This window comes from Natrinema marinum (assembly GCF_024296685.1).
Lineage (GTDB): Archaea > Halobacteriota > Halobacteria > Halobacteriales > Natrialbaceae > Natrinema > Natrinema marinum.
This window is the reverse complement of the sequence record NZ_CP100763.1, coordinates 3,050,764-3,062,587: the sequence shown is the minus strand read 5'-3', so window position 1 is coordinate 3,062,587 and position 11,824 is coordinate 3,050,764. Positions and strand designations below refer to the sequence as shown.

Annotated in this window: 8 protein-coding genes; 4 read left to right on the top strand and 4 right to left on the bottom strand. The window is 66.9% G+C overall.

The window, feature by feature from the left end; all coding sequences use genetic code 11:
- Positions 1-86: 86 nt before the first annotated feature.
- Positions 87-4,946 (bottom strand): PAS domain S-box protein, encoded by a 4,860-nt coding sequence (locus NKH51_RS15245; protein WP_254762529.1) that lies wholly within the window; start codon positions 4,944-4,946, stop codon positions 87-89.
- Between the two features lie 273 nt (positions 4,947-5,219).
- On the opposite strand from NKH51_RS15245, the gene ddfA reads away from it, so the two are divergent.
- The gene (gene ddfA, locus NKH51_RS15240; RefSeq protein WP_254762528.1) at positions 5,220-5,477 is read left to right on the top strand and encodes a DdfA family disk-determining factor; all 258 of its coding nucleotides are present in this window, start codon (positions 5,220-5,222) and stop codon (positions 5,475-5,477) included.
- A 105-nt stretch (positions 5,478-5,582) separates the two neighbouring features.
- Complete coding sequence (locus NKH51_RS15235) at positions 5,583-6,404, top strand: PAS domain-containing protein (RefSeq protein WP_340674291.1); 822 nt, start codon at positions 5,583-5,585, stop codon at positions 6,402-6,404.
- A 15-nt stretch (positions 6,405-6,419) separates the two neighbouring features.
- On the opposite strand, the gene NKH51_RS15230 is transcribed toward NKH51_RS15235, so the two are convergent.
- The 3 genes from NKH51_RS15230 to NKH51_RS15220 form a co-directional block, all read right to left on the bottom strand.
- On the bottom strand, positions 6,420-7,709 hold the full coding sequence (locus tag NKH51_RS15230) for an adenosylhomocysteinase (RefSeq protein WP_254762527.1): 1,290 nt from the start codon (positions 7,707-7,709) through the stop codon (positions 6,420-6,422).
- Between the two features lie 176 nt (positions 7,710-7,885).
- Positions 7,886-8,566, bottom strand: coding sequence for a hypothetical protein (locus NKH51_RS15225; RefSeq protein ID WP_254762526.1), 681 nt, complete (start codon positions 8,564-8,566; stop codon positions 7,886-7,888).
- 163 nt (positions 8,567-8,729) lie between these two features.
- Positions 8,730-10,028 carry an amidohydrolase gene (locus NKH51_RS15220; RefSeq protein ID WP_254762525.1) on the bottom strand — a complete coding sequence of 433 codons (1,299 nt, stop codon included), beginning with the start codon at positions 10,026-10,028 and terminating at the stop codon, positions 8,730-8,732.
- 94 nt (positions 10,029-10,122) lie between these two features.
- Here NKH51_RS15220 and NKH51_RS15215 point away from each other — a divergent pair, with 94 nt between their 5' ends.
- Both NKH51_RS15215 and NKH51_RS15210 read left to right on the top strand, forming a co-directional pair.
- A complete protein-coding gene (locus tag NKH51_RS15215; RefSeq protein WP_254762524.1) occupies positions 10,123-10,794 on the top strand; it encodes a stage II sporulation protein M in 672 nt (223 codons plus the stop codon).
- A 105-nt stretch (positions 10,795-10,899) separates the two neighbouring features.
- Positions 10,900-11,775: a DUF4382 domain-containing protein gene (locus tag NKH51_RS15210; protein WP_254762523.1), complete on the top strand. Its 876-nt coding sequence runs from the start codon at positions 10,900-10,902 to the stop codon at positions 11,773-11,775.
- Positions 11,776-11,824: the final 49 nt, after the last annotated feature.

Genomic DNA, 11,824 nt, shown 5'->3' with positions numbered 1-11,824 from the left:
CAGCCTACGGGAACCACGTCCTTGTGCGTTCCTCTCGAGGAATTCCCACCCGCGGTCGAGCCGAAGCAACGCAGCCACGAACTCGCTTACTCTCCGACGGCGACGAGGGACTCGTCCTCGAACAACGCCGCCAGCAGCCGCTGCTGGCCGACCCGCAGGTGCCGGTTGACCGTCGGCTGGCTTACCCCGAGCATGTCGGCGATCTCTTCGCCGGTGCTGCCGCGGGGCCAGTCGAAGAAGCCGGCGAAGTAGGCCGTCCGCAACACCTCGCGCTGGCGGTCGGTCAGCGCCTCGAGCAGCGAGGTCACGAGTTCGTGTCGCGTCTGCATCGACCGCTCGACGTGTCTGCGGGCCTGCAGTTCGACGGACGCGTACCGCTCCTGTAGCATGTCGACGAACTCCCGAACGTCGGTCCCCGGAGGGACGTCGACGGTGACCTCCGTCCCGGTCTCGTCGGCGTGCATCGAGCGGGGACTGCCGCCGTGACGAACCAGATGCGACGCGATGACGTCGCCGGTGACGGTCGCCTCGAATCGGCAGTCGCCGTCGGCGTCGCCGATGAGCCGGTAGTCGGTCACCGAGACGGTCTCCTCGAGGGCCGCGCGAACGTCGTCGGCCGGCGCGCCGCTGGTCTCGAAGAATAGCAGCGTCTCGTCGCCGGCGTGCGTACCGAGCCCTTCGTATTCGACGTGGGCCCCCGTCATCGACGTGATCCGGGAGAGGAGGTCGTCCGGCCCCTCGATCCGGAGCGAGAGTTCGAGCAGCGTCTCCGCGTGGAGCGCTTCGCGGGTTTTGACGGCGGTGATCGCGTTCGCGATCCCCTCGCCGAGTTCCGTGACGACTGTCCGCTCGAGGTCCTCGAACGCGTCCGGCTCGTCGGCGTACACCGTGAGCACGCCGTAGGAGTACTCGGCGTACGACAGCGGGACGCTGATGACCGACTGGAAGCCCCGATCGAGGGCGTGACGCCGCCAGTCCTCGTCCTGGAGCCCCTCGACGACGTTCGAGACGACGGTCGGCGCGTCGGAGCGCGCGGTGCGGACGGCCGGTTCGGTCGCGGCGTCGTAGCCCAAGCCGACATCGTCGAGATACTCCTGTCTCGAGCCGGCCCAGGCGCGGGGCTCGAGTCGCGTCCCGGTGGCGTCGAGTTCGCCGATCCACGCGAACGTGACGGCGTCGGCCTCGAGCAGCCGCTCGGGGACGGTCCGTTCGATCTCCTCGCGGCTGTCGGCTCCGATGATCGACTGATCGATCCGCCTGATGAGCTGGGTGATCGCTATCTGGCGGTTGAGCCGCCGGTTTCGCTCCTCGAGTTCCGCCTCCCGCTCGCGGAGGCTGGCCTCGCTCTCGAGGCGGTCGAACGCGGCCTCGGTCGTCGCGACGAGCGTCTCGATCAGTCGCCGGGCCGCGGCGTCGATCGGCTCGTCCGCCGACGCGACGACGAAGACGCCGTGGTCGCCGATCGGAACGACGACGACGCTCTCGACGGTCGGCCCGAAGACGCGCGACCGATCGACCGACGCGGGGTCGTCGACGACCGTCGCGGCCCCCGTCACGTACGCGTTCCAGAGGGCGGAGTCGCCGTCGCCGACGGCGATCCCTGGGGCGTCGTCACAGAGCGACGCGAACGCGTCGGTAGCTGCGACGGGCTCGAGCCGGTTGACGGCGGGATCGAGGTGATAGACGGCCATCCCGGAAGCCTCGAGGATGTCGTCAGCCGTGTCGACGACCAGTTCCGCGACCTCCCGTTCGGTCTCGGTACCGAGCAGGTCGCGCGCGGCGCTGTGAAGCGCCTCGAGCGCCAGTTCGTGCTCCTTGCGGTCGGACACGTCCTGAATCGTCCCGCGGACCCCGACGATGTCGTCGGACGGTTGCGGTCGGTCCCGAGTGCCAGCGACCGGCTCCTCGTGACCGTTCCGATAGACCGGTTCGCCGAGCGATCGGACCCAGCGCTCGTCGCCCTCGGCCGTCTGCATGCGGTGTTCGATCTCGTAGCTTTTCCCCTCCTCGAGCGCCGCATCGACGGTGTCGCGGACCAGCGCTTCGTCGTCCGGATGGGGGAACGACGACGCCAGTTCCGGGCTGATGTCTACGTCCTGTGGCAGGTTGTAGAGCCGACGCAACCCATCGGTCAGCGTCACCTCGGGGGGGTCGGCGCTCACGTCGAACTCCCAGCCGCCGATGCCGGCGATCCGCTCGGCCTGTTCGAGCAGTTCGGTCGTCCGCTCGAGTTCGCGTTCCTGTTCCTTGCGTTGGGTGATGTCGTTGTTGATGCCAACCATGCGGTCGCTCCCGTCCTCGTCGTGGACGACACGACCGCGGGAGCCGACCCAGGTCCAGCTCCCGTCCTCGTGTCGGAGCCGAAACTCCGTCTGGAACAGCTCGTCGTTCTCGATCGCCCGGCCGACCTCCTCTCTGACGCGGGCCACGTCGTCGGGATGGACGCGCTGCTCGAAGGCGTCGAACGTGCCGCCGAACGCCCCCGGCTCGAGCCCCAACAGCCCCTCGTAGGTCTCGTTCCAGTCGACCCTGTCCGTCTCGAGATCCCACTCCCAGACACCCGTGTTCGTCCCTTCGAGCGCGAGTTCGAGGCGGCGTTTCGTCTCCCTGAGATCCCGCTCGCGCTCTTTTCGCTCCGTGATGTCCCGGCTGATCGCGATAAAACGGTTCTCGTTCTCGAGGTCGATGTGAATCAGGTGCACTTCGACGGGGAACGTCGACCCGTCGCAGCGCTGATACTCCCCTTCGAACTTCCGTCGCTCGCCGACCGACATCCCCTCGAGCAAGGTCGCCGCGTCGTCCGCGTCGACCAGGCGATCGTGCTCCCAGATCTTCGTGCCGAGCAGTTCGTCCGCGGCGTAGCCCAGTTCCTCGGCGAGCCGTCGGTTCGCGTCGACGATCGTCCCACCGGTATCGAGCACGTTGATCATGTCCGGCGAGTTCTCGAAGAGCGCTTCGAGCCGTGCGCTCGTCGTTCGGAGCCGGCGCTCGCGCTCCTTTCGTTCGGTGATGTCGCGGACGACGCCCGCCGCCCCGGCGAACTCCCCGTCGGGCATCGGCAACAGCGCCATGTGGTTTTCCGCCTCGATCACTTCGCCGTCGGCGGTCTCCAGGTCCATCTCGAACGTCCGAGAGACCTCGTCGGCCCGAAGCAGGTCACGGATCCGGTCTCGGGCGATCTCGAGATCCTCCGGCGTCATCACCGTCGAGACGTGTTCGTCGATGAGGTCGGCCGGTTCGTAACCGATGATCGACGTGATCGCATCGTTGGCGAACTGGAAATCCCCCTCCTCGTCCAGCGAGTACACCATTTCGCCCAGGGCCTGAATGATGGTCTCGCTGCGCTCGAGTTCGCGCTCGCGCTCCTTGCGGTCGGTGATGTCCTGAAACGATCCGCGGAGCGTGACGACCTCGCCGTCGGCTGACTCCGCTCCGTTCTCGTAGACCGGTTCGCCGATCGTCCTGACCCACCGTACTTCGTCGTCGTTCGTGACGATTCGGAGTTCGAGATCGTACGGCTCGCCGTCCTCGATCGCGCGGTCGATCGCCTCGCGGATCTGCGGGCGGTCGTCGGGGTGGTAGAATTCGAGTGCCTCTTCCAGCCCGACCGACCGATCGGCGGCGATGCCGTGTATTCGGCGGACCTCTGCGGTCAACCGGAGATCGACCGGCTCGGTGGACAGGTCGAGTTCCCAGGCACCGACGTTTGCCAGCCGCTGGGACTGCTCGAGCATGTGCGTGGTCCGCTCGAGACGCGCCTCGCGCTCGCGGAGTCGGCGCTCTCGCTCCTCGCGTTCGGTGATGTCTCGGCCGATACCGACCTCGACCGGCCGGCCGTCGGGCGCCTCGAGCACCGACGCGATGAACTCGTAGGGAATCCGATCGCCCGACTTCGTCCGCAGGTCGGCTTCGACGCGGGTCTCACCGGTCTCGAACGCCTCCTCGATCGAGTCGCGTATCGCACCTCGACTCGATTCGTCGAAGAAGTCCAGCGCATGCATCGACTCGACCTCGGCGTCCGTATAGCCCGTCACCGCACAGAGGCTCTCGTTCCACCGTCGGAGGTCGCCGTCCTCGTCGAGGATGTAGAAGACGTCGTCCAGCGCGTCTAGCACGTCGTTCGTGAACTCCTTGTACCGCTCGAGATGGTGCTCTTTGGCCTTCCGTTCGCTGACGTCGCGGCCGACACCCGCGATGATCTCCTCTCCCGCCGGGTTCTCGACCGTCGACGCGACGAACTCGTAGGGGATCCGATCGCCCGATTTCGTCCGCAGGGCCACTTCGACGCATGCGGCCCCTTCGTCGAAGACCTCCGCTATCGTGTCCGTGATCAGGTCGTGGTCGGATTTGTCGAAGAAATCCAGCGTGTGCATCGATTCGATCTCGGCGTCCGTATAGCCCGTCACCGCACAGAGGCTCTCGTTCCACCGCCGGAGGTCGCCGTTCTCGTCGAGCAGATAGACGACGTCGTCGACGGCGTCGAGCATGTCGTCGGTGAACGCCTGTGCCCGCTCGAGGCGGCGCTCGCTCTCCGTGCGTCGACGTTCGCGCTCCCGGACCGCCACCGCCAACTCGTCGATCACCTCCGACAGTCGACCGACCTCGTCGTCACGGTCGATCGTGAAATCAGTCCGTTCGCCGGCGTCGACGAGTTCGAGTTCTTCGCCGTCCGACGGCGTCGCGTCGCTGTCGATTCGTGTGACGAACTGACGGACTTCGTCGGTGAGTCGTTCGATATCACCCGTCCGGTCCGATCCGCTCCGGGCGGCGAGGCCTACCAGAAGCACCCCCGGTCCCGGATTGACGGTCGGCTCGAGCGCACTGAGGCCCGCAACCGGGCCGCCGATGCCGGTGACGAGCGCTCCACCGAGCACGCCGAGCAGTATCGCGAGCGCCACCTGTCGGACGGTCACGTGTGTCCTGATCTGAACCGCGGCGACGACCATACGCCCGTCTAGACGCCGACGTGCAATGATTTATGCGGTTACTTTCCTGAATACAGGTCACGATTCAGTGAGGATCGCAACCGAGAGATTCCCCGCGAATACTCGCCGACCGGCGTTCGCTCCGGACCCCGTCCTCACACCCCATCATTGCGGCCGATGACGGCGCTCGCGTCCGGTTTCCACGAGACACTATACACGTAGTGTCGATTCGCTGCTGGAATTACGCATATAAGGGGTAGGCGGATACCGTCAGGTCCCTAATCGAGAAACAGCATGACCAGCACGACCCTGGATTATCATAGCGACTCTATCAGTCTCCGCGTCGTCGAAGCGCTCGCAGCCGCGACCGACACTGACCCCTCCGAACTCGAGCCGCTGTACCACGCGATCGACCCCGAGGCGCTCGACCAGCTCTTCCAGTCCGACTCGAGCGCCGACGTGAGCGTCGAGTTCGGATACCACGGCTCACTGGTCGAAGTTCGAAGCGACGGCACCGTCGCGATCGATGGAACGGTCCATGGCACCGAGTGAACGTCCCCGCAGTGACACGCCCACTACGCCGCGTTCGAGACCCACGAGCCGACGGTCCATCGACGGAGATTCGCCTGCACACCACCGCCCCGCCGGAGAACGAGTATGGATCCGATGCTGATTCCGCCATCAGCCCCAGCACCGACCGATCGAACGCCGCCCGCGGAAACGCGGCTGTTGCTCGTCGCCGACGAGCAGCGACGCGAACAGCTCGAACCCGCGTTCGACGACGGGCGTGAGTTCGTTCTCGAGACGGCGACGGAACTCCCGAACGCGCGCGGACGATTCGACGAGATCGACTGTCTCCTCGTCTCGCTGCACGTGATCGCGAGCGACGGCGGCGACGATGAGGCAGGGGACGCCCACGCGGCGGTCGACGACCTCCTCGAGTCGGTCAGAGGCGACGCGCCCGACCTCCCGGTCGTCACCCTAGTCGACGAGCGGACCCCGGCCCTCGCGGACGCAGTACGGTCCCACGAGTGGACCGCCGTCGTCGAACGGGACGCGACCCCCGAACGGCTCGCCAACCGCGTCCGGGAACTCGTCGAGCACCGCCGGCTGGCCGTGCTGTCGCGCCGGTCGCTCGCCGGCCTGGAGTTTGCCGGCGGGGCGGTCGCGATCATCGGCCCCGACGACGAGATCCAGTTCGCGAGCCGCCCGTTCGCGATGCAGTTCGATGCGGACCGCGACGCACTCTCTGGCACTCCCTGGCAGGCGCTGTTCACCGACGAGACGGTCGCCCGCCTCGAGTCGACGGCGCTGCCGACCGTCGCGGACGGCTGGCGGTGGACCGGCGGCTGTACCGCCCGGCGGACGACCGGCGAGCCGTTCCCGGTCCGACTCCGGCTCGGCGGCCTCGAGGACGGGAGTCTCGTGTTCGTGGTCGAAGCGGCCGAAACGGCCGAAGAACGGGAACGCGAGGAGTGACCTGCGGCGACCGGTTCAGGTCCCGTGGTCCCAGCTCCCCATGTACTCGCGCTGGGTGTCGGTCAGCGAGTCGAAGTCGACGCCCTCGGCCTCGAGTTTGATCTCCGCGATCTCCGTGTCGAGTTCGTCGGGAACGTCGTGGACGCCGGCGTCGTACGCGTCGCCGTTTTCCAGCATCTCGCGCACGCAGACGGCCTGAATACCGAACGACTGATCCATGACCTCGACGGGGTGACCTAACGAGACGGGCGCGGCGAGGTTGACCAGTCGGCCCTCGGCGATGACGTTCAGTCGACGGCCGTCCGCGAGTTCGTAGGCCTCGACGCCGTCGCGGGCCTCGTAGCGGTCGACCGCGAGGTCGTCGAGCGCCTCGAGATCGATCTCGATGTCGAAGTGGCCCGCGTTGGCGAGCAAGACGCCGTCGCCCATCTTCTCGAAGTGCTCCTCGACGATGACGTCGCGGTTGCCCGTCGTCGTCAGGAAGACGTCGCCCACTTCGGCGGCCTCGTCCATCGGCATGACCTCGTAGCCCTCCATGTGGGCCTCAAGGGCGCGCCGAGGCTCGACTTCGGTGACGATGACGTTGGCGTTCTGGCCCGACGCTTTCTGTGCGACGCCTTTCCCGCAGTAGCCGTAGCCCGCGACGACGACGTTCTTCCCGGCCCACGAGAGGTTCGTGGTCATGGCGATCGACGCCAGCGATGACTCGCCGGTGCCGTGGACGTTGTCGAACAGCCGCTTCATGGGGGTATCGTTGACCGCGAAGACGGGGTACTCTAAGGCGCCGTCGTCGTCCATCGCGCGCAGGCGGTGGACGCCCGTCGTCGTCTCCTCGGCACCGCCGACGATGCCGTCGATCAGCTCGGGGTAGTCCTCGTGGATCGCGGCGACGAGGTCCATCCCATCGTCGACGGTAATCGTGGGTTCGTGGGCGATGACGGCCTCGATCGCGTCGTAGTACTCCTCGTCGTCGACGCCGCGCTTGGCGTAGCTGGTGATGTTCTCGTGGGTATCCAGCGCCGCCGACACGTCGTCGTGGGTCGAGAGTGGATTGCAGCCGGTGACTGCGACTTCGGCGCCGCCCTCCGCGAGCGTCTCCACGAGGATCGCCGTCTTGGCCTCGACGTGCATCGCCATCCCGATGCGCTCGCCCTCGAAGGGGCGCTCGGCGACGAACTCCTCGCGAACGTGCTCCAAGATCGGCATGTGTTGGGCGGCCCAGTCCATCTTCCGGCGACCCTCTTCGCGAGCGGACTCGAGTTCCTCGAGTTGCTCGCTGATCGGGGGATACTCGGCGTCGGTCATGGGTCGACTGAGTGGGACCGAGGCAAAAACGGTACCGAACCGAGCCGACGGTGACAGAAGAACGGCGGCGCGGCCGCTCGAGTCATCAGTGAGTCGGCCGAAAAACGAACCGCGAAATCTGGTGGTGGTGGGTTCGAATGCTACGTGCCTCGTCGATCGAACGGGACTACGATGCGTTACTCCTCGCTGTCGGCATCGTCGCCGTCACTCGGCGGACCGGCGTGGCTCGGCGGGCCGCCACCTTGTTTGCCGTTGTCCCCGTCTTCGCTCGGCCCACCGGCGTGGGCCGGCGGCCCCTGTTTGCCGTCGCTCTCGTTGCCGTCGTCGCTACCGGGCGGACCGGCGTGGCCGGGCGGGCCGGCGTGGTCCGGCGCGTTGCCGGGGTTGTTCTCGACGACGAAGTTCGCGACCGCGAGGCCGATCGAGCCGTTCGTCTCGTTTTGCTGTTCCTCGACGAACTGGGAGACGATCGCGCCGAAGTTCGTCGCGGATTCGTCGTCGGACTCGTTCCCGGCCGCGTCGGCCGTCAGCGTCGTCGTGGTCGTCGCGGACGCGTTATCGGCCGTCGCGGTGATCGAGACGGTCACGTTCCCCTCGGGTGCGGGGAGATCGACCGTTCCGTTCGCGTCGGTCGCGTAGTCGCCGGTTCCCGCGTACGAGGCGTTCTCATCCGTCGTCGCGACGGAGACGGCCGCGCCGTCGACCGCAGTACCGTTCGACGTCACGGTGACGACGGTCCCATCGGCGGCCACCGACAGATCGCCCCCGCTTTCCTGTGCAGCCACCGTGCCCGCCGATGCGAACACGGACACGATCATGACGGCGACGAGTGCCGTCGTCAGCAGTCGGTTCTTCATCTTCCGAGCGTGACTTTCAGGGATTATTAGATAAAGCCGGCCGGCAGTTCTCGAGGTTTGTTGCAGGTCAAAACGCCACGAGAATCGTTTTGGGAGTTTATCCGCAGCGCTGAGCGTTTACTTTCCGTAACGCCCATCCCCGTCAAGAGGCTCGAGACCGCGCCTACCCGTCGGCGCGAGCGGCCAGCGACTCGGCCGCCTCGAGCGCCCGTTCCCGAACCGCCGCCTCGTCCAGCGTCAACACCTCGCGGTCGCGCATGAGGACCCGCCCGTCGCAGACGGTATGGCGCACGTCGGCCGCCGCGGCCGCGTACGCGAGATGACTCACGAGGTCGTGGGGCGGCGTCAGGTGCGGTTTATCGAGGTCGATCACCGCGAGGTCGGCCGGCGCGCCTTCCTCGAGCCGCCCCGACTCGAGGCCGATCGCCGCGGCGCTGCCCCGCGTCGCCAGCTCGACGACCGCCTCGGCGGGCACCGCGCTCGCGTCGTCGGCGGCGAGCTTGCCGAGCATGGCCGCGTCGCGGGCCTCGTCCAACATCGAGAGATCGTTGTTCGAGGCCGCGCCGTCGGTTCCCAGCCCGACGGTGACCCCGGCCTCGAGCATGCGTTCGACGGGGGCCATCCCGCTGGCGAGTTTCATGTTCGACGCCGGGCAGTGGATCACGCCCGTTCCGGCGTCGGCGAGCAGGTCGATCTCCGTCTCGTCTATGTGGACGCCGTGGGCGAGGAAGTCCTCGGGCTCGAGCAGTCCCCGGTCGGCGGCGTACTCGAGGGGGCGCTGACCGTGTTCGTCGACGATCGGGGCGACCTCGTCTGCGGTCTCGTTGGCGTGGTAGTGGACCGGCACGCCCGCCTCGCGGGCCTCGGGGACGAACTCCGCGAGATACTCGCTCCCGACGGTCGTCAGCGAGTGGGGCATAAAGGCCGTCGAAATCCGGCCGTCGGCCGCGCCGTCGTACTCGCGGGCGATCTCGAGGCTCGTTTGTGCGTCCTCGCGTGCGGTCTCGCCGTCCTTGCCGACGGTGACGATCCCGTGGCCGAGCCGGGCTCGCACGCCGGCGTCCTCGACCGCGGCGGCGACCTCGGGGACGTGGAAGTACATGTCCGCGAACGCGGTCGTGCCGGCCTTGATCAACTCGAGCAGGCCCAGTTCGGCACCGACGCGAACGTCTTGGGGGGTCAGTTCACCCTCCGCGGGCCAGATATCCTCCTGCAGCCACGCGTCGAGAGGTTTGTCGTCGGCGTACCCCCGAAGCAGCGTCATCGCGACGTGGCAGTGACCGTTGACGAACCCCGGCGTGACCAGCGAGTCCGCGGCGTCGAGCGTCTCGTCGGCGTCGTCTCCGAGATTGGGTCCGATCTCGAGGATCTCGCCGCCCTCCCGATCGACCAGTACGTCGGCAGTCGTCACCGACTGGTCGGACCGAAGGACCCGCCCGTCGGTGATCGCAAGCGTCGTCATCGGATGGAGGTTCTCGTCGGGCCGCCTTAGCCTGTCGATGGCCCGCCGCGAACCGAGTCGCGGCCTTTATGGTTTATTTCGAAGAGATACCAGTATGGATACCCAGACTCGAGGGGAGCGTCCACCCTCCGGCAGCTATCCGCCTCGGGCCGCGCTCGCGGACGCGTGGGACGAACACCGCCGCTACGTCGGGTTCGCCGCCGGCCTGTTCGCGGTCGGCATCCTCATCGGCATCGCGTTGATGGCCGCCGGCTACAACCTCCTCGAGATCATTCAGGAGGCGCTCGGACAGCCGCTGTTCCCGGACATCAGCGGCCAGAGCAGGGCCGAACTGGCGCAGTTCCTACTCCTGAACAACAGCCGGGCGTTCATCCTCTCGATCCTCGGCGCGCTCACGCTCGGCCTCCTGACGGCCTGGGCGATGCTGTTCAACGGCGTCATCGTCGGCAACATCGGCGCGTACATCGCCAGCGAGGTCGGGATCGGCTACATCGTCGTCGGCCTGCTCCCCCACGGGATCTTCGAACTCCCGGCGCTGTTCGTCGCCGCCGGCGTCGGCTTCCGACTGCTCTACCGCGCCGGTCAGCGCGTCCGCGGCTCGCGCGACGCAATCTTCACGAAAGCCTACGTCTATCGGACCGCCGTCCTCGTTCTCGCCGCCTGGCTTTTGCTGCTCGTCGCCGCCCTCGTCGAGGCGTTCGTCACGCCCGCCCTGCTCGAGACGCTGTTCGCCGGGCAACTCGAGGGCGCGAGCGCCGCACCCTGAGCGACGACGCTCGGTTACGGTTTCGATCAGTTCACGGCGCTGAACTGTTCTGAACGGCGTGTATCGTCTCCCCCCTTTTCCTCATTCAGATTACTTTCGGCGGATATGAACAGACGCGCGATCCAACTGGTACTCGTGGCGGCGCTGGTCGCCATCGCCGGCTGTGCCGGTGGCATGGGTGGGGAGCCAGCACAGCAAGCGACGAACGACGACGGAGAGACGATGGGCTCGAGCGACGGCGGCGTCGGCACGGCGGCGTTCTACGTGAGCGACGAACCGAACGTGATCGACGACTTCGAGCACCTCAACGTGACGATCACGAAGGTCGGCTTCAAGAAAGCCGGCAGCGCGAGCGACGGTGACGGGAACGAAACCGACGACGGCGGAACCGAATCCGACGGTTCCGAGTCGGGGAACGAAACGGCAGCCGACGAGGGTAACGAAACCGACACCGGCAACGAGACGGACGCCGACGACGCGGGCAACGAGACGGACGCCGACGAAGAGGCGAAAGACGGCGACGGCGGCGCGCCAGAAGCGGGGTGGATCGAGTACGACGTCAACGAGACGACGGTCGACCTCACCGAGTTGAAGGGTGCGAACGCGTCGATGATCGACGAGTTCGAGCTACCGGCCGGCGAGTACGAGACCGTCTTCATCTACGTCAGCGACACCGAGGGCGTCCTGACCGACGGAAGCACGACGCAGGTGAAACTGCCCAGCAACAAGCTCAAACTCCACACGACGTTTACCGTCGGCAACAACGAGTCGGTCGACTTCGTCTACGACATCGCGCCCCACAAGGCCGGCAAGAGCGGCAAGTACGTCCTCAGGCCGGTGATCAGTCAGAGCGGAACGGGTGACGACGTCGAGATCCGCGACGTAGAGAAAGAGCAGGACGACGAAAAAGCGGACGGCGAGACGGGCAACTCCGGCGGAAACGGCGACGGAAAAGCCAAAGAAAAGCCCCGAGAGAACTGACGCGGAACGCGAGCGCTACTTCTCGAGCGGGTCGATCCCCGTTCACCGA

What these genes read in the sequence shown, in the direction of transcription:
- NKH51_RS15245 (WP_254762529.1), bottom strand. Translation starts at nt 4,946, where the DNA reads ATGGTCGTCGCCGCGGTTCAGATCAGGACACACGTGACCGTCCGACAG.
- ddfA (WP_254762528.1), top strand. Translation starts at nt 5,220, where the DNA reads ATGACCAGCACGACCCTGGATTATCATAGCGACTCTATCAGTCTCCGC.
- NKH51_RS15235 (WP_340674291.1), top strand. Translation starts at nt 5,583, where the DNA reads ATGGATCCGATGCTGATTCCGCCATCAGCCCCAGCACCGACCGATCGA.
- NKH51_RS15230 (WP_254762527.1), bottom strand. Translation starts at nt 7,709, where the DNA reads ATGACCGACGCCGAGTATCCCCCGATCAGCGAGCAACTCGAGGAACTC.
- NKH51_RS15225 (WP_254762526.1), bottom strand. Translation starts at nt 8,566, where the DNA reads ATGAAGAACCGACTGCTGACGACGGCACTCGTCGCCGTCATGATCGTG.
- NKH51_RS15220 (WP_254762525.1), bottom strand. Translation starts at nt 10,028, where the DNA reads ATGACGACGCTTGCGATCACCGACGGGCGGGTCCTTCGGTCCGACCAG.
- NKH51_RS15215 (WP_254762524.1), top strand. Translation starts at nt 10,123, where the DNA reads ATGGATACCCAGACTCGAGGGGAGCGTCCACCCTCCGGCAGCTATCCG.
- NKH51_RS15210 (WP_254762523.1), top strand. Translation starts at nt 10,900, where the DNA reads ATGAACAGACGCGCGATCCAACTGGTACTCGTGGCGGCGCTGGTCGCC.